Annotated in this window: 21 protein-coding genes; 6 read left to right on the top strand and 15 right to left on the bottom strand. The window is 34.5% G+C overall.

The genetic code is table 11. From position 1 onward, the window contains the following. Positions 1-17: 17 nt before the first annotated feature. Together IEV50_RS12605 and IEV50_RS12600 are read right to left on the bottom strand one after the other, a co-directional pair. The gene (locus IEV50_RS12605) at positions 18-224 is read right to left on the bottom strand and encodes a putative signal transducing protein (protein ID WP_188414816.1); all 207 of its coding nucleotides are present in this window, start codon (positions 222-224) and stop codon (positions 18-20) included. Next, a complete protein-coding gene (locus tag IEV50_RS12600; RefSeq protein WP_188414814.1) occupies positions 205-1,131 on the bottom strand; it encodes a CPBP family intramembrane glutamic endopeptidase in 927 nt (308 codons plus the stop codon). Before IEV50_RS12600 ends, IEV50_RS12605 begins: the two co-directional genes overlap by 20 nt. Positions 1,132-1,175: 44 nt before the next feature. Here IEV50_RS12600 and dusB point away from each other — a divergent pair, with 44 nt between their 5' ends. Next, positions 1,176-2,183, top strand: a complete 1,008-nt coding sequence (gene dusB, locus IEV50_RS12595) for a tRNA dihydrouridine synthase DusB (protein ID WP_188414812.1) — start codon at positions 1,176-1,178, stop codon at positions 2,181-2,183. Positions 2,184-2,219: 36 nt separating this feature from the next. Then, positions 2,220-2,606 carry a Co2+/Mg2+ efflux facilitator ApaG/CorD gene (gene apaG, locus IEV50_RS12590; protein WP_188414810.1) on the top strand — a complete coding sequence of 129 codons (387 nt, stop codon included), beginning with the start codon at positions 2,220-2,222 and terminating at the stop codon, positions 2,604-2,606. A gap of 458 nt (positions 2,607-3,064) precedes the next feature. Here apaG and IEV50_RS12585 read toward each other — a convergent pair whose 3' ends face one another. Further along, positions 3,065-3,760: a zinc metallopeptidase gene (locus IEV50_RS12585; RefSeq protein ID WP_188414873.1), complete on the bottom strand. Its 696-nt coding sequence runs from the start codon at positions 3,758-3,760 to the stop codon at positions 3,065-3,067. Between the two features lie 84 nt (positions 3,761-3,844). On the opposite strand from IEV50_RS12585, the gene IEV50_RS12580 reads away from it, so the two are divergent. Continuing rightward, on the top strand, positions 3,845-4,981 hold the full coding sequence (locus IEV50_RS12580; RefSeq protein ID WP_229746722.1) for an NAD(P)/FAD-dependent oxidoreductase: 1,137 nt from the start codon (positions 3,845-3,847) through the stop codon (positions 4,979-4,981). Here the strand turns inward: IEV50_RS12580 and IEV50_RS12575 are convergent. After that, on the bottom strand, positions 4,976-5,815 hold the full coding sequence (locus IEV50_RS12575) for a tetratricopeptide repeat protein (RefSeq protein WP_188414808.1): 840 nt from the start codon (positions 5,813-5,815) through the stop codon (positions 4,976-4,978). The two genes, IEV50_RS12580 and IEV50_RS12575, sit on opposite strands and share 6 nt — an antisense overlap. A gap of 10 nt (positions 5,816-5,825) precedes the next feature. After that, positions 5,826-6,665: a formyltetrahydrofolate deformylase gene (gene purU / locus IEV50_RS12570; protein ID WP_188414806.1), complete on the bottom strand. Its 840-nt coding sequence runs from the start codon at positions 6,663-6,665 to the stop codon at positions 5,826-5,828. A gap of 117 nt (positions 6,666-6,782) precedes the next feature. Between purU and IEV50_RS12565 the strand changes: the two genes are divergently transcribed. Next, positions 6,783-8,159 (top strand): DNA recombination protein RmuC, encoded by a 1,377-nt coding sequence (locus tag IEV50_RS12565; protein ID WP_188414805.1) that lies wholly within the window; start codon positions 6,783-6,785, stop codon positions 8,157-8,159. Positions 8,160-8,499: 340 nt separating this feature from the next. Here the strand turns inward: IEV50_RS12565 and thiL are convergent, their stop codons facing one another. The 3 genes from thiL to nadA form a co-directional block, all read right to left on the bottom strand. Continuing rightward, positions 8,500-9,540 (bottom strand): thiamine-phosphate kinase, encoded by a 1,041-nt coding sequence (thiL, locus tag IEV50_RS12560; protein ID WP_188414803.1) that lies wholly within the window; start codon positions 9,538-9,540, stop codon positions 8,500-8,502. Between the two features lie 139 nt (positions 9,541-9,679). Beyond that, a complete protein-coding gene (locus IEV50_RS12555; protein WP_188414801.1) occupies positions 9,680-10,915 on the bottom strand; it encodes a dicarboxylate/amino acid:cation symporter in 1,236 nt (411 codons plus the stop codon). Positions 10,916-10,944: 29 nt separating this feature from the next. Then, a complete protein-coding gene (nadA, locus tag IEV50_RS12550) occupies positions 10,945-11,943 on the bottom strand; it encodes a quinolinate synthase NadA (RefSeq protein ID WP_188414799.1) in 999 nt (332 codons plus the stop codon). Positions 11,944-12,389: 446 nt separating this feature from the next. On the opposite strand from nadA, the gene nadB reads away from it, so the two are divergent. Beyond that, complete coding sequence (gene nadB, locus IEV50_RS12545) at positions 12,390-13,976, top strand: L-aspartate oxidase (protein WP_188414797.1); 1,587 nt, start codon at positions 12,390-12,392, stop codon at positions 13,974-13,976. Positions 13,977-14,045: 69 nt separating this feature from the next. Continuing rightward, the gene (locus tag IEV50_RS12540) at positions 14,046-14,558 is read left to right on the top strand and encodes a gamma carbonic anhydrase family protein (protein WP_188414795.1); all 513 of its coding nucleotides are present in this window, start codon (positions 14,046-14,048) and stop codon (positions 14,556-14,558) included. Between the two features lie 17 nt (positions 14,559-14,575). Here the strand turns inward: IEV50_RS12540 and IEV50_RS12535 are convergent, their stop codons facing one another. The 7 genes from IEV50_RS12535 to IEV50_RS12505 all read right to left on the bottom strand — a co-directional run bounded on the left by IEV50_RS12535 (position 14,576) and on the right by IEV50_RS12505 (position 23,505). Next, the gene (locus IEV50_RS12535) at positions 14,576-16,219 is read right to left on the bottom strand and encodes an Ig-like domain-containing protein (RefSeq protein WP_188414793.1); all 1,644 of its coding nucleotides are present in this window, start codon (positions 16,217-16,219) and stop codon (positions 14,576-14,578) included. A gap of 121 nt (positions 16,220-16,340) precedes the next feature. Next, on the bottom strand, positions 16,341-18,203 hold the full coding sequence (gene mnmG / locus IEV50_RS12530; protein WP_188414791.1) for a tRNA uridine-5-carboxymethylaminomethyl(34) synthesis enzyme MnmG: 1,863 nt from the start codon (positions 18,201-18,203) through the stop codon (positions 16,341-16,343). A 110-nt stretch (positions 18,204-18,313) separates the two neighbouring features. Beyond that, on the bottom strand, positions 18,314-20,176 hold the full coding sequence (locus tag IEV50_RS12525; protein WP_188414789.1) for an ABC-F family ATP-binding cassette domain-containing protein: 1,863 nt from the start codon (positions 20,174-20,176) through the stop codon (positions 18,314-18,316). 241 nt (positions 20,177-20,417) lie between these two features. Further along, on the bottom strand, positions 20,418-21,053 hold the full coding sequence (locus IEV50_RS12520) for a GIN domain-containing protein (protein WP_188414787.1): 636 nt from the start codon (positions 21,051-21,053) through the stop codon (positions 20,418-20,420). A gap of 337 nt (positions 21,054-21,390) precedes the next feature. Further along, on the bottom strand, positions 21,391-22,215 hold the full coding sequence (gene ygiD / locus IEV50_RS12515; protein ID WP_188414785.1) for a 4,5-DOPA-extradiol-dioxygenase: 825 nt from the start codon (positions 22,213-22,215) through the stop codon (positions 21,391-21,393). A 226-nt stretch (positions 22,216-22,441) separates the two neighbouring features. Then, on the bottom strand, positions 22,442-23,002 hold the full coding sequence (locus IEV50_RS12510) for a helix-turn-helix domain-containing protein (RefSeq protein ID WP_188414783.1): 561 nt from the start codon (positions 23,000-23,002) through the stop codon (positions 22,442-22,444). After that, complete coding sequence (locus IEV50_RS12505; RefSeq protein WP_188414781.1) at positions 23,002-23,505, bottom strand: DUF3347 domain-containing protein; 504 nt, start codon at positions 23,503-23,505, stop codon at positions 23,002-23,004. Before IEV50_RS12505 ends, IEV50_RS12510 begins: the two co-directional genes overlap by 1 nt. Between the last annotated feature and the right edge of the window lies 1 nt (position 23,506).

Below are 23,506 nucleotides of genomic sequence, written 5' to 3'. Positions count from 1 at the left end.
GGAAAATATACATCGTATTATTCAATTTCGTTTTTAACAATGTACTCAATCGCCTTATCAAAATCAACCTTATTTACCAAAACCGTAATCTCGCCGATATTGTAGGCAGAAAGTTGTTTATTAATAACAACCGCAGGAATATCGTCTTCAATTAATCCCTGCTTTAATACTTCGGCTGCAAATGCATCACCGGTTGTATATACTTTAACCCAGTTTTCGCTCACGTTGTGCTATATCTTTAAAAAATTTAAACAAAGCTATGGTTAATATTGCACTAATTAAATAGCCATACCAGGGAAAACCTATCGGATCTTCAGCTTTATCAAGTGGCATATTATGTTTCTGCATATATAATGCAACGCAAACGGCGTAAGCATTATTAATAAAATGTGCCAACATTGCATACCAAATGCTTCCGCTGAAATAATATAAATAACCGAAGCCCGCACCAAGTAGTAATCTTGGCAAAAAACCATAAAATTGCATGTGTATGGCGCTGAATATAATCGCAGAGATCCAGATGGCTGCATGGTGGTTGCCAAACATTTTATCAATAGATCTTTGTACGCCACCACGAAACATTAACTCTTCTCCAATTGCTGGTAAAACAGCAATCATAATAAGGTTTATAATAAAATCCCAATTATTACGAACAGTTAAAAGCTGAATAGTCATCTTCATTGCCGCTGCTTCACTGTCTTTCATCCAATTTTCAAGCCATTTCAATCCTGATGGCAAAGTCATTTTTTGATTCCAAACTGCACTCCACTCCATAAAAGGCATGGAAACAATCATAATTGCTAAAACCAATATCAGCAGCATAAATTTAGGGCTGCCGAAAGCATAAAAGTTTGTAGGTTTTTTTCCATTTGTATAAGCAAGCGCCAGTGGCGGAACAATGAACATTCCTATTGATGTGCCAATCTGAAGAATTTTAAGTGCATCAGTAAACCTTGGATCTCCAGTGGTAATGAGGCTAATATCTTTAACAATTCCAAAGCCGTAAATGGCTAAAATTATTACACAAGATAAAACTGTAAATATTAATGCGCCTAAAACTGCGTAAAATAAAAGTAAAAGTAATTGCAGAAAAGGGTTGATTTCTTCCTGATTAGATGTTACAACATTCATTATTTGTACATTTGTATGTTTTTATTAATCGTTGAAGATAGAAAATGTCTGTTAAGATAAGAAATATAGATTTAGGTGAATTCCCTTTATTGCTTGCGCCAATGGAGGATGTAAGCGATCCGCCATTCCGTTTTGTTTGCAAACAGAATGGTGCAGATTTGATGTACACCGAATTTATTTCTTCTGAGGGATTAATACGAGATGCGGCAAAAAGCATTCAAAAACTAGATATTTTTGAGTACGAGCGCCCTATTGGCATTCAGATTTTTGGTGGTGATATCGAGCACATGCGTGAGGCATCAGAAATTGCTTCGGCAGCAGGACCGGATTTAGTAGACATTAACTATGGTTGTCCGGTAAAAAATGTTGTTTGTAAAGGAGCAGGATCAAGCCTTTTAAGAGATATTGATAAGATGGTAAAAATGACTGAAGCCGTTGTTAAAGCTTCGCATTTACCTGTTACGGTTAAAACACGTTTGGGCTGGGATGATGATAGTAAAAATGTTTACGAGGTTGCTGAGCGATTGCAGGATGTAGGCATTCAGGCGCTAACCATTCACGGTAGAACAAGGGCACAATTGTACAAGGGCGAAGCCGATTGGTCTTTAATAAGAGAAATTAAGCGCAATCCCCGTATTAAAATTCCCATTTTTGGTAATGGTGATGTAGATAGCCCAGAAAAGGCTGCAAACTGGCGAATGGAATATGAAGTTGACGGCATTATGATTGGCAGAGCCGCCATCGGTTACCCATGGATTTTTAGAGAGGTTAAACATTTTTTTAAAACAGGTGAGCATTTGGCCGGGCCAACTATTGAAGAAAGAATTGATGTTTGCCGAACGCATTTAGAAAAATCAATTGAGTGGAAAGGGCCAAAAACAGGCGTTTTTGAAATGCGAAGACATTATGCAAATTATTTTAAAGGCCTGCCTGATTTCAAGCCTTACCGCATGCGATTGGTTTCTGAAGGAGATATCAGTAACATTTACAGTATTTTAGACGAAGTGGCAGAAAAATTTGCCAACTACGATTCAGTCAATCAAATGGCTTGATTTTTGAAAAGCTTTTATTACATTCGTTAAATCATCATGGTTACAGCAATTACAGATGGGGTTAAAGTTTCAGTAGAAACGATTTATCAGCCGGAATATTCAAATCCTGCTAACGAGCATTTTATGTTTGCTTACCGCGTAGAAATTTCAAATCTTTCTGATTATCCTGTGCAATTAATGCGCCGGCAATGGTTTATTTTCGATTCGAATAGCAGCCGCCGCCAAATAGAAGGTGAGGGGGTTGTGGGTTTGCAACCAATAATTAATCCAGGCGAAAGCCATGTTTATGTTTCAGGTTGTAATTTAAAAACTGATATTGGCAGCATGAAAGGTACTTACTTAATGAAACGTATAGTTGATGATGCTGAATTTGAGGTAGGTATTCCTGAATTTCAATTGATTGCGCCATATAAATTAAATTAAAAATCGTACTTTTTTATATATCATATTTTCGATAAAATAAAGAAAATGAATGGTTCTAATTATATGCAAGTATGCAGTGCTCCTGTAGCCTGTAATTCTCGTTACTACCGCTCTTCGGGCCAATTGCCTCTATATGCTTATTAAAGTTTGTTTCTATTGATTAGGTTGTTTTATAATTAACTATTCGATTTCTGCCACACACCAGGTACGAAAATATTTTGTTAATTGGCCCCGACATAAACGTAAATACTTTTGGTTGCAAACCCTTTAATGTTTAATACAGACAATTACCAAAAGATTGCAGTATTGGCGGGACAGAACTAGCCTGAGCACTACAGGTTGTGCGCTTCTAAAAAATAACTTAATTAAAGTAGCAGGTATTTATATTCTAAAAATCAAAAGCGGCCAAAATTAATTTCATACCGCTTTCTAAATTTTAATAAGTATATTAAAATATCTTAATCTCTACTTCTACCAAAAAGCATTGATGCGTAATAGAGTAAGTTTGCTAAGGCACCAATTGCTGCAACAACATACGTCATTGCGGCCCACCAAAGTGCATCTTTAGCTTGTATATTTTCTTCTTGCGTTTGCATAACGCCCTGATTATTTTTTAACCATGCTAATGCTCTGCTGCTCGCATCAAATTCTACTGGTAGTGTAACAATACTAAATATGGTTACAAGAGCTAAGCCAACTACGCCAATAGCCAAAACAACTGGTGTAACCGAAAATACCAACAACATTACACCCAATAACATTACCCATTGAAGTAAGTTTGATGAAATGCTTACAACCGGCACCATTGTGCTACGCAAATTTAGCCAGGTGTATGATTTGGCGTGTTGTACTGCATGCCCACATTCATGTGCAGCTACTGCAGCTGCAGCTACGCTTCGGCTATAATATACGTCGGTACTTAAATTTACGGTTCTATCCGTCGGATTGTAATGATCTGTAAGTTGTCCTTCGGTACTCATCACCTTCACATCGAATATGCCGTTATCATGCAGCATCCTTTCTGCCACTTCCTTGCCCGATAAGCCCGAGCTTAATTGCATTTCTGCGTATTTAGAAAACTTATTTCTAAAACGCCATTGTACAAACATGCTCAGCAATAATACCGGGACGATTAAAATTAAATAAACTCCCATTTTCTTTTGTGTATGTTTTTCATTTACTGTTATATCAAAAAGCGATCCCATATTATAAGTGCCCGAAATTTTCTATTTTTAGTTATGAGTATGAACCTTTCTTATTGGGAAAAATCAACATTTTTTAACTTCGATATAATTGTTATTGGTAGTGGTATTGTTGGCTTAAATGCAGCAATTCATTTAAAAAAGGCTTCGCCTATGCTTAAAATTCTAGTGTTAGAAAGAGGCTTTTTACCATCAGGAGCTAGTACAAAAAATGCAGGTTTTGCCTGCTTCGGAAGTGTTTCTGAACTGATAGAACAAGAAGGTGTTTGCGGAACAGAAGGCCTCCAGATATTAATAGAAAAGCGTTATAAAGGCTTACTTAAACTTAGAAATCTTTTAGGCGATGTGATTATCGACTATAAGCAATTTGGTGGTTATGAACTATTCAGAAAAAGTGATAATGAGCTGACTGAACAATGTGTATCTAAAATTGAACATTTCAATAAACTTATTTCTGAAATCGTTGGTACGAAGGCGTTCTGTTCAAAGAATGAAAAAATAAACTCCTTTGGATTTAAAGGAATAGAAAATCTAATTTTTAATCAATACGAAGCACAAATTGATACCGGTAAAACGATGTTCGCCCTTATTCAATTTGCACAGTCAATAGGAATTAGCATTTTAAATAGTTGTGATGTTGAGGAAATTTTACCGGAAAGCAATCGTATTGTTATAAATACAAATCAAGGGCAGTTTTCTTGTAAAAGAGCAATTGTAGCAACTAATGCTTTTACAAAATCTATTCTGCCAGATTTGGATGTTGTACCGGGCAGAGGGCAAGTTATTGTTACAAAACCCATCAAAAATTTAAAGTTAAAAGGAACTTTTCACTATGATAAAGGGTTTTATTATTTCAGAAATATTAACAATAGGGTTTTATTGGGCGGAGGGCGAAATTTAGATTTTAAAACTGAAGAAACGACAGCATTCGGGCAAACACCTGTTGTTCAAAAGGCTTTAGAAACCTTGCTTCGCCAAACCATTATACCAAATACGCAGTTAGAAATAGACCACCGCTGGAGTGGTATCATGGCATTTGGAAAATACCTTGAACCTATAATAACTGAAGCCCTACCAAATGTTTTTTGTGCTGTGCGATGCAACGGCATGGGCGTTGCAATGGGCAGCCAAAACGGTACAGATGTTGCAGAATTGGTAGTGAAAAGTTTATAGTTTATCAATTTCCGCTTGCATTAATTTTAGTTTTTTTGCGTAAACATCCGATGGGTTTGTATTCTTCGAAACCTCTTCTGCCCAATAATTAAACCTAGTTTTATTTTTTAAAAGATAATAACGATAGGCAATATTATGTGCCATCTCTCCTTTATACTCCTTACTCAAGCATTTTCCGTCGGCATCTTTGAACGTTGCTTCTGCGTCAGTTAGTTTATTTTCTAATTGAGCATAAACAAGTTCTTTGTATAGCAAACAATCACTTGGATTGCTTTTAAGAGCTAGCTTTAAAACCTCAATGGCTTTTTCATAATCTTTTAGAACATTATATGCAAAGGCAAACTCGAATGCAAGTCCGTTATAATTTGGATTAATTTTTTTTGCTTTTTCCAAGTAAGTTAATGCCTTTTTAGCTTCATTCCATTGATTATACATAAAGCCCTGATTAAAATAATAAGTTACATCTTCACTTACATTTTTATACGTTGCCAACCAATCTGGTATTGCCTGAACTTGAAGTTGAACTAATTTAGTACTCGGAATTACTGCGACCGAGATGTTGGTTGGAGGAATTCTATGTTTTACAGCTGAATTGGTAATTTTATTTGCTTTATAATTTCCACCTGCAACAATTTTGAAATTTCCAGCTACATCAAGGGTTAACCCGGCAACTTTATCAATATAAACAAAACCAAAAGTATAAGTGGTGTCTTTATTCATTGGAAGAGCAATCCATTTATCTTCGCAATCGATTAGCTTTTGATTAAATGTTAGCAAATCTTGTGCACCAGCAGTTACCGAACACAGTATAAAAAAAATTAAAGCATATTTCATAATTTATAATTTACTTAAACACAATAGTCTTATTTCCGCTCACAAAAACCCTGTTCTCAAAAATTAATTCTAAAGCTTCCAGCAAAACTTTTTTCTCGTTTTCCTTTCCTGCACGAACCATTTCCTTTACACCAAAATTATGATCGACATGCGTAGTATGCTGCGTTATAATTGGTCCTTCATCCAAATTATCGGTTACGAAATGAGCTGTAGCACCAATAATTTTAACACCGCGTTCAAATGCTTTTCGGTACGGATTTGCACCAATAAAAGCAGGTAAAAATGAGTGGTGAATGTTAATAATTTTGCCAGCATACTCTTTAACAAAACCTGTAGAAAGGATTCTCATAAATTTTGCAAGCACTATGTAATCGATATCGAACTGGTTGATAATCGTTTTCATTTCTTGCTCAAATGCACTTTTATCTTTATCTGCATGGCTTACATGAAAATACGGAATGCCTAGCTGCTCCGTAAAGTCTCTCAATTCTTCATAATTCCCAATTACAGCCTTAACGTTAGCGCCTAAGCTTTTAAACTGGTTTTTTATTAAAATTTCGGCCAGACAGTGGTATTCTTTTGTTACTAAAACAACTATTTGCTTTTCTTTTTTTGCTATCAGATCCACTTTTGCATTATTGGGCAAATTTTCTAATAATTTATCTTTAAGTTTTTTGGTTTCTTCAAAAATGCCAATACACGCAATTCTTGTAAAAAAAGCTTTATTCGGCTCATCTACAAATTCTCGCATTGCAATGATATTTAATTGGTGAGCAGCCAAAACTCTGGTAATATTAGTTACCAGGCCAACCTGATCGGGACAAGAAATAAGAATTGTTAATTCGTTCATTTAGAATATAGAAAGCTCAATTATATAAATTTTTTTTCGTTATACCCTGCTCATATTAACTAATATTTTTTGGTATATCTGTTTTTAATCTTCATTTTTACTAAAATTTTTATCATTATGGAAATCGTTGGCATTGCTTTACTAATTGTTATTTTGGTTGTTTTAATAATTTTACTTTTTAAAAAACAACAACCTTTAATACCAATAATTTCTATTGAAGAGTTTGAAAAAATTAGACTAGACAACGAACAATTAAAAATAAATTTAGCAAGGGCAGAAGAAAGAGTTTCCAGCTTATCGGCAGAAAAAGATAACATTACAAAATTGCTTAAAGATGAACAGCAAAGGTTGATAGATGAGCTGCAATTAGAAAGAGATAATTTGGCAGATGCAAATCGAGAATTAGAAGGTACACGTTCATTTTATCAGGCAGAAAAAGAAAAACTAGCCGAACAAAAGTTAAATTTTGAGCAATCGCAAGAAAGGTTGAACAAAGATTTTCAGTTAATAGCCAATAAAATATTAGAAGAAAAATCTACCAGATTTGTAGAGCAAAATAGAACAAATTTAGATTTGATTTTAAATCCGTTAAAAGAGAATATAAAGGCTTTTGAAGAAAAGGTGGAAAAGGTTTACAAGGCCGAATCAGATGAACGTAATATTTTAAAAGGTGTAATATCTGAATTACAAATTCAAAGCAAACTTATTCAGGAAGATGCTAATAACTTAACCAAAGCCTTAAAAGGCGATAATAAAAAACAAGGAAACTGGGGTGAAATCATCTTGGAAAAGGTTTTAGAACGTTCAGGTTTAGTTCGCGATCAAGAATATCGGATCCAATCTACTCACTCTTCTGCCGAAGGTGTTAGATACCAACCTGATGTGGTAATAGATTTACCTGATGATAAACACCTTGTTGTAGACGCTAAGGTTAGTTTAATTGCTTATGAGCGTTATGTATCTGCCGAGACCGATGAAGAGCGTGAAGGACACGTAAAAGCGCATTTGGCTTCCATAAAAAATCATATTCTTTCCTTATCCTCAAAAAACTATCAAGAATTATATAAAATCAATTCTCCTGATTTTGTCTTGCTTTTTGTTCCGATAGAGTCTTCCTTTAGTATTGCCGTTCAAAAAGATGCCAAGCTTTTTAATTTTGCCTGGGACAGAAGGGTGGTGATAGTAAGTCCATCTACTTTATTAGCCACTTTACGTACCATAGCCAGTATGTGGAAACAAGAAAAACAAAATAGAAATGTATTTGAAATAGCCGAACAAGCTGGTTTCTTATATGAAAAGTTTGTGGGTTTTTTAAAAGATATGGAAGATATTGGAAAGCATATCGGTTCTACGCAGAAAGCTTATGATGGCGCTTTTAATAAACTAAAAGATGGCTCTGGAAATATGATAGTAAAAATTGAAAACCTTAAAAAATTAGGTGCGAAGGTTAAAAGCAATAAGCAGATTGATATCAAGTATTTAGAAGGGGAGTAGATAACAATGAAACCAACTCCGTTTGAATTCCGCAGACAGTGTCTGCGTTTTTGAATAGCTTAGATAAAAAATTCTCTTTTGTTTGATGTTCTTTCAGAATATCTTTACCAAAATCACTTGCAAGCCTACCATCCTGAGTTCGATTTTAAACTTAATATTTTGCTGTTTTACCACCGTATTGCTTGTACGACACGTCTTGGTGAATTTATTTCAGCATCTTTCCTGCAAATAAGACCCTGAAATAAATTCAGGGTGGCGTTAACTAAAAAAAAGCAGCTTACTAATAATGTGAAGAATACGTTCTATGAAATCTTGATGTATTAATTCTTTACTCATTTACCTACTTATTAAAAGCGTTCCATCCCTGCGCCTTCAATTCATGTACATTGTTTGATTTAGAAACCATTTTACACCCCGAATTCTTATCCGTAACATGACCAATAACCGTAATATCTACATCATGTTTCAACTTTTTATAATCTTCCTGACTGATGGTAAATAACAATTCATAGTCTTCTCCACCACTTAAAGCGCAAACAGTTGGGTCGATACCCAATTCGCGAGCGGTTTCATAAGTCATTGGATCTAAAGGAATTTTATCTTCATAAATTGTAATTCCTTTATCGCTTTCAGTAGCTAAATGCAAAATTTCTGATGCTAAACCATCAGAAACATCAATCATAGATGTTGGCTTAATATTCATATCTTCTAAAAGCGCAACAATATCCATTCTTGCCTCTGGTTTCAACTGTCTTTCTATAATATAATCTTTGCCTTCTAAATCTGGTTGAATTTGAGGGTTCTCCAAATAGATCAATTTTTCTCTTTCTAATATTTGTAAACCAACATAAGCACCTCCCAAATCGCCAGAGACACATAATAAATCATGTTCTTGGGCACCGTTTCTGTAAGTAACTTTATCCGCATCGGCATAACCAATACTTGTAATGCTTATTACCAAACCTTGCTTGCTTGATGAAGTATCACCACCAATTAAATCAATATTAAATTTATTGCAGGCCAATTCAATTCCTTTATATAATTCTTCAACGGCTTCTAAAGGAAATTTACTTGATAAACCAAGTGAAACTGTAATCTGACTTGCTTTACCGTTCATGGCATAAATATCACTCAAATTAACCTGAACCGCTTTATAACCTAAATGCATTAAAGGAACATAAGCTAAATCGAAATGAATTCCTTCTAACAATAAATCGGTAGAAACCAGCACTTGCTGGCCTTTTGCATCTAAAACCGCTGCATCATCTCCAACCCCTTTAACAGAATAATCGTTTTTTATTTTGAAATTATTTGTAAGGTGTTTGATCAAACCAAACTCTCCTAACTCGTTAATATCGGTACGTTCTTTATTTTCAAACATATTTTTTATTTTAAACTAAATAGGGCTTCGCCCCGCAATTTCTATTTTTCTCTTTCATGCTGAGCCGATAGTTATCTTATTTATTTCAGCACTTTTTAACATTTAATATCCTGAAAATAAATTCAGGGTGACGAACTTTCTAATCAACTCCCTTATCAACCATCCAATTTTTTCCTTCGGTAAATCTTGCAATTAACATTGCCGCAACATTATCTCCGGTAGCATTTAATAAAGTAGCCATCGGATCAACCAATGTTCCAATTATCATAGCTGGTGGTAATGCTTCAGGTGGAAGCTGATATGCTGATATCATCAATAATTCTCCAATGTAACCTCCATTGGGTATGCCGCCTTCGACAATACTCACTAAAATTGTAATACCTAATGCTAAAACTATGGTATCAACATGCACCAGATCTTTACCAAAAATTGCAAAAACAACAGCTATTTTTATAATAGAACTTATGCTCGAACCATCTTTATGCAAAGTTGAACCTAATGGAATGGTAACATTTGTTATGTAGGCAGGAACACCCATTTTAGCTGCACCTTCCAAGTTTGCCGGAATAGTAGCAATGCTACTGCAGGTGCCGATTGATGTTAATGAAGGGACAATATTATTCTTCCAAAAAACTTTAATGGCTTTAAATCCACCTGCTACGAAGGCATATAGTGTAAAAAAAACGATAAAGTAAAATGCGCCAACTCCATAGTATAAGCCTAATGCTTTTGCGTAGGTACCAAAAAGCTGCGGACCAAAAACGCCAACCTGATAAGCAAAGTAGGCACCCAAACCAATTGGTCCGAGTTTCATAATTAAAATAATGAGTTTTTTCATTACCTCATTCCCAGAAACCAGAAAGTTCTTAAAGCCATCACCATCTTTACTTGCGTATAATGTTGAAAAACCAACCAAAACCGAAAAAATAATTAGCGCAAGCATATTTTTTCTACTTCCAATTTCATAAAATTCCCCAACGGTTAAAAGCTGGGTCATTTGTTCGCCCACAGATTGTAATTTTTCATTTTCAATAGGTAAAGTACTATTGCCCAATTGCTGATGGATGGGGAATACCCTTGTAGCGACTAAAGTTAAAACTGCTGATATTAAGATAGTAGATAAGAATACTAAAACCATTACAGTTAATAGTTTTCCTAATTTTTTAGTTCTATCAATATTTGCAATAGCAGATGAAACTGCAAAAAATACCAACGGAATTACAGCGGTAAACAACAAATTCAAAAATATATCACCAAGCGGTTTAATACTTTCTACACTTTTCCCAAAAATTAAACCAACTATACTCCCAACAGTAATACCTGCCAAGAGCCATAATAAGCCCGAGTAATTTTTAAGAATGTTGTTTATTTTCATTTTGTATTCACAGTGTCTGTGGCAGTTTTTTATAATCCCAGTTCTGCCGAAATATCAAGCATTCTTTGAATTGGTTTACGTGCAAGTTCTATAATATGTTCTGGTACAGTTACTTCTGGTAAACCATTTTTTAAACATAAATATAGCTTTTCTAAAGTATTTCGCTTCATATATGGACAATCGTTACAAGCACAACTGTTATTTGGTGGTGCCGGAATAAAGGTTTTTGTAGGATTTGCCTTCTCCATTTGATGAATAATTCCACTTTCTGTTGCTACTATAAATTCTGAAGCAGGATTATTGATGGTATATTTTAGAAGTCCAGTCGTTGAGCCGATATAATCTGCCATTTTTAAAACAACTTCCTCGCATTCGGGATGTGCAATAAATTTAGCATTAGGATGGCGCTCCTTTAATTTCGTTATTTTCTCCTGCGAAAATATTTCATGAACCATACAAGCTCCATTCCAAAGTACTAAATCTCTCCCCGTTTTTTTTGCTACATAAGCCCCTAAATTTCTATCAGGACCGAATATAATTTTTTGATCTTTTGGCAAGCTTTCTACAATTTGAACTGCATTGGTAGATGTACAAACAATATCACTCAAAGCCTTTAACTCTGCAGTGCAGTTCACGTAAGTAATTACCAAATGATCGGAGTATTTTTCCTTGAACTTTCTAAACAAATGTGGTGGGCAGCTATCAGCTAAAGAACAACCAGCTTTAACATCGGGCAATAAAACTTTTTTTGATGGCGATAAAATCTTTGCTGTTTCGGCCATAAAATGTACACCCGCAAATACAATTACATCTGCGTCGGTTTTTGCAGCTTCTTGAGATAAACCTAAACTATCGCCAATGTAATCTGCAATATCTTGTATATCAGGTTCTTGATAATAGTGTGCAAGTATAATCGCATTCTTCTCTTTCTTTAATTTCTCTATTTCAACAAAAAGGTCAAGCGTTGGATCTATTTCTTCCTCTACGAATCCTTTTTTGTTAATTTCTTCTAAGACATCAATGTTCATTATTAATTTTCCTTTTTTGAATTTAGACGTTGGTCAAAGATAACAGTTTCCACATTTCAATAATTAATAAGTTATTTTAAATAAATAGATCTTGTTTGTTTATTAGTGTGTTAGTAATGTTGGCAAGTTTCGAAAAAAAGTTCTTTTATGTAAGTTGTTAATCGTTTACTAACATTCAAATTACAATTTAGTAACATGATAAGATTGATTTACAGCACTATCGAAAAATGACTTAAATTTTATCAATACTGGAATGTTAATTGTTTAAAAAGTTTAAAAAGTTAACTACTTATACAAAGGTGCTTAAAAATTGCGCAAAAGATTGTGGCAAATTGTCTTTTTAGAGTAGCTTTAAACATTAAAATTTATTTGTTAGTATAATTTAGACATAGTGTTAACACTTTTTTGTAGTTGTTAACATCATAGATAATTAAAGTTTTTATTTAATGAGAAAGGTTGATTTTCTGGTAATTGGTTCAGGTATAGCTGGTTTGAGTTTTGCACTTAAGGCTGCTAAGTTTGGTAAGGTTTTAATTGTAACCAAATCGAATGAAGATGAATCCAACACAAAGTATGCACAAGGTGGTGTTGCAGTTGTTGTAGATAAAGGTGATTCTTTTGAAAAACATATTCATGATACTTTGATTGCTGGAGATGGTTTGTGCGACGAAAAAATTGTTGAAATTGTTGTAAAAGAGGGTCCTCAACGCATTCAGGAGATTATTGACTATGGTATAAATTTCGATAAAGATAATTCAGGTTTCTATGATTTAGCTAAAGAAGGTGGTCATTCTGAACACCGAGTTTTGCACTATAAAGACATTACAGGATATGAAATTGAGCGTGTATTGTTAAAAGAGATTCACGAAAATTCAAACATAGAGATATTAACACACTACTTTGCACTAGAGTTGATCACACAACACCACCTTGGTGAATTTGTTGATAAACGTACTGAAGATATTAACTGTTATGGTATATATGCCTTTAACACAGAGCTTAACGATGTGGAAAAGATTGTTGCAAACGTAACTGTAATGGCTTCTGGAGGTGCCGGACATGTATATTCTGCAACAACAAATCCTGTAATTGCTACAGGCGATGGTATGGCAATGGTGTATCGTGCAAAGGGAAAAGTTCGTAACATGGAGTTTATTCAGTTTCATCCAACAGCTTTATATCACCCTGGAGAGTATCCTTCCTTTTTAATTTCTGAGGCAGTTCGTGGTTTTGGTGGTGTACTTCGACGTAAAAACGGAGAAGAGTTTATGCATGAATACGATGAACGTAAATCTTTAGCTCCTCGTGATATTGTGGCAAGAGCTGTAGATAATGAGATGAAGAAATCTGGTGATGATTTTGTTTATTTAGATATCACCATGCGTAATAAAGCTGATATTTTGAAACATTTTCCTAATATATATGCAAAATGTTTGTCTATTGGTATTGATATGACGAAAGACTTTATTCCGGTTACACCTGCATCGCATTATATGTGTGGCGGTATTTTGGTTGATGAATATGGTCGTTCATCAATAAATAATCTTTATGCTTGTGGTGAGTGTTCATCAACTGGTTTACATGGAGCTAATAGATTGGCTTCCAATTCTTTATTAGAAGCAACAGTATTTGCACATCGTATTTATCAGGATGCTATAGAAAATTTTAAAAACAACATTATACCTGATAATATACCTGAATGGGATGCTCAAGGTGTTACACAAACCAACGAAGATGTTTTAGTTACACATAACCTTAGAGAATTACAAAAAGTTATGGGTGATTATGTTGGAATAGTACGTTCAGATTTTAGATTAGAAAGAGCACACAGGAGATTATTTTTAATCCATCAGGAAACTGAAGAATTTTATAAAAAGAACAAGGTTTCCGTTCAGCTTTGCGAGTTAAGAAATGTGATACAGACTGCTTATTTGGTTATTAAATCAGCGATGCAACGCAAAGAAAGCAGGGGATTACATTTTACGACTGATTACCCTGACCATGCAGATAAGTTAATAGATACAGTTTTTTAATTCCTAAATCCCTTGAATATAACTTTAAATCCTTAGGACATTTTACATATACCATCTCACATTTTTAATATGCCTTTAATACTTCCTGTAAAAGATAAATATCCTGAATTTGGAAAAGATAATTTCATAGCTGATAATGCCACTATAGTAGGTGATGTTATTATTGGTGATAATTGTTCAGTTTGGTTTAATGCGGTTGTTAGAGGCGATGTAAATGCCATAACAATTGGAGATGAATCAAACATACAGGATGGTGCTGTAATTCATGCTACCTATTTAAAGGCATCTACTCATATAGGCAATCGGGTTTCTGTTGGTCATAATGCAATTGTTCACGGTTGTACCGTTCAGGACAATGTTTTAATTGGCATGGGTGCCATTGTTATGGATCACGCTATTATAGAAGAGTATTGTATTATAGCTGCAGGATCGGTTGTGTTAGAAAATACCATTTGTGAAACAGGATACCTTTATGCCGGAACACCTGCAAAAAAAATAAAGCCCATTACTGAAGAGCAAAGGGCTTTATTAAATAAGCTACCAGATAATTATATTATGTATTCTGGCTGGTTTACAACATAATATAAAAGATTATTAATTTAAGGGCTTTGAGGCTTAGGTATTGTCATACTATTTTCTACCTCCCAATTGGGGCGTAATGATTGCTCTTCTGGAGAATACCAAATTTTTTCTGGTTGTGTACCCAATTTTACATTTCCTGTATCCCAAACTCCGTTTTTATTTTCGTCGTAAATTACTCTAACAAAATACTTTCCTGCCAAGAAATTGGCCAAAACGATTTTAGTTTTTTTATTGATGATATACTGCTTTACAGGTAGTTTTTTTTCATTGATAAATTCTACTATATAACTTTTAGTCGTATCTGGTACATCTATAATTAATGTTCTTGTACCATAATTTTCTGTTGGGTCCAGGTTAAATTTCTTTATAAACTCTTTATTTTTTGAATTAAATATTCCAGTAAAAGCTCCTGCAGAAAATCTTAAATCGTATGACCTCTTCGTTTTCCAAGGGAATTTAATGTAGTATTTTAAGAAATTGGTAGAGTCTTTTATCAGTTCAAAATTTGTTCTTTTAATTGAATCGTCTAACAAAATAATTTTAGATGCATCCGCTGCGGTAATTGGTATAGGAAATGTAAGTGTATAGGTCTGGTAGGGGTTTAATTTACCATTTGCTGCGTTATCAGTAGGCGTTAAATCTCTTGTGTAGCTGTCTTTTTTTCCACGTGTTAAGTTTACTACTTGCAATAATTTTCCCTGGTCTTGTATCGCTACTTTAACCGAATCAAAACTTAAATCGTTTAGCCAAATCTTTGCCGTGTCATTTGTACTGTTAAGCGTTAACCTTTTACCTACATCTAATGCTGCGGGTTCTGTAACTGTAAGCTTAGGATTGATTAATTGCTGTGAAAAAGTTAATAGAATGCTACCATCGCTATTTATCTTTCTTTCTAATATTCTAAAGTCTGCTGACTTTTCTTTAAAAATCTGCAGGTTTATGTTATCAATATTTTTATCTATTGTAACTGGCGATTTCAAAAAGCCTATTTCGTCAGAAGTTTGCTGATATATTTTATCGCCACCACCTGTTGCTTCTTTCAATGCATAAACTTTATAGTTGCCTTTGCGCAAATTATTGAGTTTATAATTTCCGGAACTATCAGTTAGTGTATAAATGGATGGACGCCTCTTACCAAATAAAGTATCGCGTTCAACTGGGAGAATAAAAACTGTTACATCTTTTTCTGCTTCACCGGTTAAAGCGCTATTTACCTTTCCACTTAGTGTTAATGAATCTATCTCATTTCCTGTAGAAAACACATAAGTTAAGTTTTTAATTACATTGCTCTCGTTAATATCAGCAATCGCTTTTCCGAAATTTAAAGTGTAGGTTGTATTTTTTTCGAGTGTATCAGGTAAGGTTATATCTAAAACTTTTTTCTTTATTTTTAATATTGGCGCCTTTTCTAACTCCGGAGAAATATTAAATTCTTTGGTTTCGTCCTGAATTTTAAAATACTCATCAAATTCTATCAGTATTTTTTTTGCTGAGAAATTTCTAGTTAGATTTTTTGGTATCATATTTACAACCTTCGGTGGGATTCTATCTTGAGGTCCACCAGTTACAGGTTGAGGGGATGCACATCCAAAAAGCTGCATGATTACAGCAATTATGAATAAACTTATACAGCTCGAAAATGGCTTATTTAATTTTGGCATATTTTACGCGTTCTGACGAATTTTCACTGATTTTGGATTAATAATATTGAAAAATAAAAATAGTCGTTTATATCGTTTTAAATTAACCCATTTAATTTTAACATAAATTACTGATTATCAACTACTTATTTATATAAACCATTAAAACAGAAATATCTGATGGAGAAACGCCTGAAATTCTAGATGCTTGACCTAAAGTACGTGGTTTTATTTTAAATAATTTTTCGCGTGCTTCTTTTGAAATGGAAACAATCTTGTTGTAGTCGAAATCCATCTTTATTTCCTTGTCCTCCATCTTCAACATTTTTGCTACAATTTCATTTTCCTTTTCAAAGTAGCTTTCATATTTAATTTTGATCTCTGCTTGTTCTATCGTTTCGTTGTCTAAGTTTTTGGTGGCTTCTGCTAATGGTTCGCTAACCTTTATAATATCTTGCAAACCAACATGAGGCCTTCCGATTAAGCTATGAATTTTAACATTCTGGTTTAAGGCACTCGAACCCAAACTTTCCAACATCGGGTTAGCATCAACCATATCTATTCCTTGACTTTTTGTAAACTTAACCAGCGCATCAGCATTTGCTACTTTTTGATTTACTTTTTCCAAACGCTCATCTGAAATTAAACCTAACGCATGTCCAGTAGGAGAGAGGCGAATATCAGCATTATCTTGTCTTAATAACAAACGATGTTCTGCCCTAGAAGTAAACATGCGATATGGTTCTTCTGTTCCTTTGGTAACCAAATCATCAATCAGTACGCCGATATAACTGTCAGACCTCTTCATTATCAATTCTTGTTTGTCATTGATTTTTTGGTGTGCATTTATACCCGCCATAAAACCTTGACAAGCCGCTTCTTCATAGCCAGTTGTTCCGTTTATTTGTCCAGCTAAAAATAAATTATTAATTAATTTTGTTTCTAGGGTTAATGAAAGTTGTGTAGGAGGAAAGAAATCGTATTCAATGGCATAACCTGGTCTAAACATTTTCGCCTTTTCGAAACCAGGTATTAGGTGTAGTGCCTTTAGCTGGATATCTTCAGGAAGAGAAGTAGAAAAGCCGTTCACATAAATTTCACATGTATTCCAACCCTCAGGCTCTACAAAAATTTGATGCCTATCTCGCTCTGCGAAGCGGTTAATTTTATCTTCAATGGATGGACAATACCTAGGGCCTAAACCTTTAATTCTTCCGGTAAACATTGGAGATTTTTCAAAACCTTCTTTTAAAGTTTCATGAACTTCGTTGTTTGTATAAGTAATCCAGCAGCAACGTTGGTCTTTTGAAACTTGTGTATCAGTAAAAGAAAACTTATTAGGATTTTCATCCCCCCATTGTTCCTCCATTTTTGAATAATCTAAACTTCTGCCATCAACACGAGGGGGAGTACCAGTTTTCATACGTCCGGCTTCCATGCCAAGCTCAACGAGTTGCTCAGTGATACCGGTTGATGCTCTTTCTGCCGTTCGACCACCGCCGAATTTCTTCTCTCCAATGTGCATTACTCCATTTAAGAAAGTTCCATTTGTTAATACAACTGCGGTAGATTCAATCTCAATGCCTAATGATGTTTTAACACCATAAACTGTGTTGTCTTTTACTAATAAAGCAACAACACTATCTTGCCAGATATCTAGGTTGGGTGTTCTTTCTAAAGCTAAACGCCATTCTTCTGCAAAACGCATCCTATCAATTTGAGCCCGAGGACTCCACATTGCTGGGCCTTTAGATTTGTTTAGCATTCTAAATTGAATGGTTGACTTATCGGATATTATTCCTGAATAACCACCCATAGCATCAACTTCACGAACAATTTGTCCTTTAGCTACGCCACCCATTGCTGGGTTACAACTCATTTGGGCAATAGTACCCATGTTCATTGTTATTAATAGAACTGATGATCCTAAGTTAGCTGCTGCCGCTGCTGCTTCACAGCCTGCGTGTCCAGCACCAACTACTATTAGATCGTATTTTGAAAACATGTTGTCATCTTTTTTGATTGTTCCACGTGAAACAATTGTTTATTTATTCTTTCAAACATTGAAAAGCTTTTCTAATATTTAATGTTCCACGTGAAACATTAATAAATTTTTTATTCCGAAAGTTCCAACCAACGCATTGTATATTCGTCGAGCTTAATCTTTAAATCTTCTATCTGTAAAGAAACTTCCTGAATTTTAATATAATCTGAACTGTCAATTTTTAACAGATTATCGCTTAAGTCGGCGATTTTATTTTCAGTCTCTAGCATTAATTTTTCGCTGTCATCAAGCTCTTTTCGCTCCTTAAAACTTAACTTTTTGGCTGTTACAGTTGGTTGTAATTCGATCGTTGAACCGTTAGTTTTTTTCGACTCAACCTTTGCTTTTGGTTGATCCAAGCTTAATCGATATTCAGAATAATTACCATTGTAAATTTTAACAACACCTTCGCCTTCCATTATAAAAAGCTGATCGCTCATTTTATCAAGTAGGTATCTATCATGAGAAACAAGCATTAATATGCCTGGAAAATTTTCTAAAAACTCTTCTAGAACATTTAGTGTATCGATATCTAAATCGTTAGTCGGTTCATCCAAAATCAAAAAGTTTGGATTCTGCATCAAAACCTTCATCAAATTTAAACGCTTCTTCTCTCCACCACTCAGCTTCTCAACCATACCATGCTGTTTCTTTGGAGGAAAAAGGAAAAGCGTTAATAGGGCAGATGCTGTAATAACGGAACCATCTGCCATTTTAATATATTCAGCATCAGATTTTACGATATCAATTACTCTTTCTTTCGGATCAAAGGTCAAACCTCCTTGTTTATAATAACCGAATACTGTTGTGTCGCCTGTATCAACTTTACCGCTATCAGGATGTAGTTGACTAGTGATGATATTAAGCAACGTAGATTTTCCAGTACCGTTCTTTCCGGCAAGACCAATTCTATCTCCTTTTTTAAAGGTATAACTGAAATCATTTATAATTGGTCGTCCATCAAATGATTTAGATATCTGCTCAACCTCAATAATTTTTCCGCCTTGGCGAGACATTTTCATTTGAAGTGTAACACTTTGATTATCAGACTTTTTCTTTGATTTTTCTTCTAAATCGTAAAAAGCATTAATTCTTGCGTTAGATTTCGTTCCACGAGCTTGCGGCATGCGCCTCATCCACTCCAATTCCTTTTTTAGTAGCTGTTGGTTTTTATGTAAAACGGTAGCATCAAGCGCTTCTCTTTCCGATTTCTTTTCCAGATAGTAGGCATAATTTCCGTTATAATTAAAAATCTTTCCTCTATCCAATTCTACTATTGTATTACAAACATTATCCAAAAAATATCTATCGTGAGTAACCAAAAGAATAGTTTTCTGTCCGGTTGTTAATAGTTTTTCCAGCCACTCAATTGTATCAATATCTAAATGATTGGTTGGCTCGTCTAACACTAAAATCTCTGGGTCTTCAATTAAAAGTTTGGCTAAAGCCAAACGTTTCTTTTGTCCACCAGATAGCGTAGCAATTTTTTGCTGCAAGTGCGTAATTCCCATTCTATTTAAAATGGTTTTTATCTCGTGCTCATATTCCCATGCATTGTGTTCACTTAATTCTTCGTATAATCTATTAAGTATTTTCTCATCAGGATTTGGATTTTCAATCAGTTCCTCGTATTCTTTAATCAACTGCTGTTGTTTATTCTCTAAAGAAAATATATGGTCACTAATAGAATATCCTTCATTAAACTGAGGTTCCTGGTCTAAGAAACCAATTTTTACGGCTTTATTTTTAACTATTTTACCCTCTAGCGGAGGAAACCTTTCGGCAAGTAATTTTAATAAAGTACTCTTACCCGCACCATTTATTCCAACCAACGCCACACGCTGACCAGAGTTAATACCCAGGGTTAAATTTTTAAATAGCCATTCATCATGATAACCATGACCTAAGCCTTCTGCCGCAATTAGTGTGCTCAATTTTTTTGTATTTCGGATTTATAAAGGAAAATTAGTGCAAAAGTAAGTATAAAATATTTGGGAGTGTATATAGAAGTGACAAAGCTAATCTGTATCCGCTAAAAATGGCAGAATGCTGATATGTGGTTAGCCGCAGATGCGAATCTTCGGCAAAAACCTTACAAACGAAAACAGCGGCTGGAATCGCTCCGCCGCTGCTTCAATCATTAACTAAAACTAAACTTTATCTTTCTTGTGATGACTAGAAAATAGATTCTAAAACATCAACTTTTATTTCTTCATATCTATTTGCACTGTATCCAGCGACAATTGGTGAGGTGCTTATGTTTTTGTTGTTTGCGGTAAAATCGTTCATGCTCACTTTAGCAATTGAACTTAAAATAGCAGTATAACTTTCAGTAGAACCACTTAAAACTAAATTAGATGTTCCATTAATGTTAGTCCTTAAGTTTACGGTGTTTGCTTTAATATCGGCAGTTGCATTATCGTTTAAAACCACATTCAAATTTAATAGGTTAAAGTTTCCTGATGTTTTAACGCTTGAAGTGTTTGAAGCTTCAATAGATGATAAATTATTTACATGAGCAATAACTGTTAAAGGAGACGAAGTGAAAGAACTGATTCTTAACTCGCCATTTTGTTGTTGCACTAAAGCATTTTTGGCGAAATAGTTATCATAAACCTCTACACTTTCTTTAGCATCCTGAACCAAAATTAATTTTACGTTACCGCTGATTTTAATTTTGCTAATGTTTTTAACCGAAGTTAAATTTGTGTAGTTGTTATTGTTTTCGCTTGCAATTGCTACAACGCTTGCAGTACCTAAAATAACTGTTGTTAAAGCTGCTGCGAATAATGTTTTAATAGAGGTTTTCATGATTGTATATCTTAATATTTTTAAGTCTTTTTATTGTTGTTTTGAATATAAGACTGCAAGAGGACAGAAAGGTTGCATGCAGATTTGCGTTAATATACCAGTGTAGATAAATTATCGACCAACTCCCGTAACTTTTAGACGAACAGGAATAAAAAAATTAATTTGAAAAGCAATTTCCTGTGCGAATACGGAAGAGCAGCCCCGCTCATTGCTTCAGCAAAAGCAGAAAATGCTTTTGGTTTTCGCGTCAATCGATTATGGACAAAAGAGATTTATTGTTGGTTTAAATGCTATTTAATATATTTTGTGTATTGCGGCGTTTTCACCGTTATAAGTATTAACCAACCAATAAGGAAGTCATTGTTAAAGAACCACCAACAGCTTTATCATTGAAGAAAAAAACATCTTCCTTATCGTTTTTCATACCCAATGTATATATCAATGGTAAATAATGTTCGGGAGTTGGGATGGCCAGCATCGCCTCAGAACCTAAATTCTGGTAATCGATTAAGGATTTATGATCGCCATTTACGATTAGATTTTTGAATTTATCATTCATCTCATTTGCCCAATCGTAACCGCCACCACTAATCATTTCCCAGCTTAACATTCTAAGGTTATGCACCATATTTCCACTTCCTATTATCAAAATTCCTTTTTTACGAAGCGCAGAAATTTCGTTGGCAATTTCGTAATGCTGTTCTGGTGATTTTGTATAATCAATACTTATTTGAAGAACAGGAATTGTTGCCTCGGGATACATGTGTTTTATCACTGTCCACGTGCCATGGTCTAAACCCCAATCGTGGTCTAAACCAATATTGGTAGAATGAACCATGCCAGGAATTTCTGCGGCCAATTTTGCATTTCCTGGCGCAGGATATTGAACATCAAAAAGCGCTTGGGGGAAACCACCAAAATCATGAATGGTAGAAGGAAAATCCATTGCTGTAACGAAAGTCCCATTGGTGTACCAGTGTGCTGAAACTACTAAAACAGCTTTTGGAATCGGAATATACTTTGCCAAGTCAGCCCAACTCTTGCTAAACTCATTGTTTTCTATGCCGTTCATCGGCGAGCCATGACCGATAAAAAGTGTTGGCATTAAATCAGTTTGAGGCAAACGCTTAGTAAAGGCTCTAAGTTGAGATAAAGTTGACATCCTGTAGAATTTGAGCTTAAAAGTACGGCGAGATAAATATTTTCCACTTGAGGTATGGTAAGAAAGGAGAGTGGCTAAAGCTATGGAGTTTTTAATCTAATCTCAGAATGAAGGCAACCGCAATTAAATGGAAGATTATACGCTCCAAAACATTGTTTTTTCTGATGCCGCATTTGCCACACAGCTATTCTTTGCTTTCAGTTTTAACTGAAATTTTAGTAATTATTTAAACCTCATCCAGAGTTTTTCTTTTACCTAAATTTTCTCTTTTATATGCCGATGGGGTTAAACCAGTTACCTTTTTAAACTGAGCAGAAAGGTGCGCAACGCTACTGTAATTAAGTTGATAAGCGATTTCGCTTAGGGTAAGCTCATCATATGTGAGCATCTCTTTTGCTTTTTCAACTTTTTGAGCAATGAAATATTTCTCTATAGTTTGGTTTTCAACTTCAGAGAAAACGGAACTAATTTGAGCATATTCCAAACTAAGGTTTTCGCTTAAGTAAGAAGATAAGTTCATTTTTAATGGCTCTTTGGTGTAATGAACTAGGTTTATAATTGAAGTTTTAACCTGCTCAGCAACTTGGGTTTTCCTATCTTCCAGTAATTCAAAACCGAAATAATTTATTTTTTCGGCTATTTTTAATTTATCATCAGAAGAAAGGCTTTCCGCTAACGACACTTTACCTAACTCAACCGAAACAAGGTTAAAGCCAAGCTTTTCCAGCTCGGCCTTAACCACCATTTTACAACGGTTGCATACCATATTTTTGATATGAAGCAGCATTATTTCGATTTTATCGTTTCAGAAATGTCACCACAATCAAACATCATACTTCCATAATATGGATTTTCGATATTTTCTTTTTCATTTAACCAACTCGCTTTAGCCATTGGGCAATGCTGAATATAAACAGTAGCATTATTAAATTTTATAGTTTTTACTGTTTTAATCATGGCATAGGAAATCCCCTCGAAAGATTTTCTTTGTGTTTTAATGTCATTGCTGCCAGCTAATTGGGCTGCTTTACTTTTGATAATCGATGATTGTTCCATCCAAACTTTTTGTTGTGCTGTGGTTAAATCTTTGTTTGGAACATCATTTACTTTTGCTGTTAAAACCTTTACTTTTTCGATGGCTGCATCTTTTTTGTCGGTTGATAAGGCATTCTTAACATCGTAATATGCAAGTAATACTTGATTAAAAGCTGCGTCTGTTTTACTTTGTGCAAAAGTTATTTTAGTAGTTGCAATGGCGATTATAGCCACTATAATGATTATTCTTTTCATG

It is taken from the genome of Pedobacter mendelii, from assembly GCF_014635725.1.
Classification (GTDB): domain Bacteria; phylum Bacteroidota; class Bacteroidia; order Sphingobacteriales; family Sphingobacteriaceae; genus Pedobacter; species Pedobacter mendelii.
This window is presented reverse-complemented; position numbering and strand designations above follow the sequence as displayed.

What these genes read in the sequence shown, in the direction of transcription:
- IEV50_RS12600 (WP_188414814.1), bottom strand. Translation starts at nt 1,131, where the DNA reads ATGAATGTTGTAACATCTAATCAGGAAGAAATCAACCCTTTTCTGCAA.
- dusB (WP_188414812.1), top strand. Translation starts at nt 1,176, where the DNA reads ATGTCTGTTAAGATAAGAAATATAGATTTAGGTGAATTCCCTTTATTG.
- apaG (WP_188414810.1), top strand. Translation starts at nt 2,220, where the DNA reads ATGGTTACAGCAATTACAGATGGGGTTAAAGTTTCAGTAGAAACGATT.
- IEV50_RS12585 (WP_188414873.1), bottom strand. Translation starts at nt 3,760, where the DNA reads ATGGGAGTTTATTTAATTTTAATCGTCCCGGTATTATTGCTGAGCATG.
- IEV50_RS12580 (WP_229746722.1), top strand. Translation starts at nt 3,845, where the DNA reads ATGAGTATGAACCTTTCTTATTGGGAAAAATCAACATTTTTTAACTTC.
- IEV50_RS12575 (WP_188414808.1), bottom strand. Translation starts at nt 5,815, where the DNA reads ATGAAATATGCTTTAATTTTTTTTATACTGTGTTCGGTAACTGCTGGT.
- purU (WP_188414806.1), bottom strand. Translation starts at nt 6,665, where the DNA reads ATGAACGAATTAACAATTCTTATTTCTTGTCCCGATCAGGTTGGCCTG.
- IEV50_RS12565 (WP_188414805.1), top strand. Translation starts at nt 6,783, where the DNA reads ATGGAAATCGTTGGCATTGCTTTACTAATTGTTATTTTGGTTGTTTTA.
- thiL (WP_188414803.1), bottom strand. Translation starts at nt 9,540, where the DNA reads ATGTTTGAAAATAAAGAACGTACCGATATTAACGAGTTAGGAGAGTTT.
- IEV50_RS12555 (WP_188414801.1), bottom strand. Translation starts at nt 10,915, where the DNA reads ATGAAAATAAACAACATTCTTAAAAATTACTCGGGCTTATTATGGCTC.
- nadA (WP_188414799.1), bottom strand. Translation starts at nt 11,943, where the DNA reads ATGAACATTGATGTCTTAGAAGAAATTAACAAAAAAGGATTCGTAGAG.
- nadB (WP_188414797.1), top strand. Translation starts at nt 12,390, where the DNA reads ATGAGAAAGGTTGATTTTCTGGTAATTGGTTCAGGTATAGCTGGTTTG.
- IEV50_RS12540 (WP_188414795.1), top strand. Translation starts at nt 14,046, where the DNA reads ATGCCTTTAATACTTCCTGTAAAAGATAAATATCCTGAATTTGGAAAA.
- IEV50_RS12535 (WP_188414793.1), bottom strand. Translation starts at nt 16,219, where the DNA reads ATGCCAAAATTAAATAAGCCATTTTCGAGCTGTATAAGTTTATTCATA.
- mnmG (WP_188414791.1), bottom strand. Translation starts at nt 18,203, where the DNA reads ATGTTTTCAAAATACGATCTAATAGTAGTTGGTGCTGGACACGCAGGC.
- IEV50_RS12520 (WP_188414787.1), bottom strand. Translation starts at nt 21,053, where the DNA reads ATGAAAACCTCTATTAAAACATTATTCGCAGCAGCTTTAACAACAGTT.
- ygiD (WP_188414785.1), bottom strand. Translation starts at nt 22,215, where the DNA reads ATGTCAACTTTATCTCAACTTAGAGCCTTTACTAAGCGTTTGCCTCAA.
- IEV50_RS12510 (WP_188414783.1), bottom strand. Translation starts at nt 23,002, where the DNA reads ATGCTGCTTCATATCAAAAATATGGTATGCAACCGTTGTAAAATGGTG.
- IEV50_RS12505 (WP_188414781.1), bottom strand. Translation starts at nt 23,505, where the DNA reads ATGAAAAGAATAATCATTATAGTGGCTATAATCGCCATTGCAACTACT.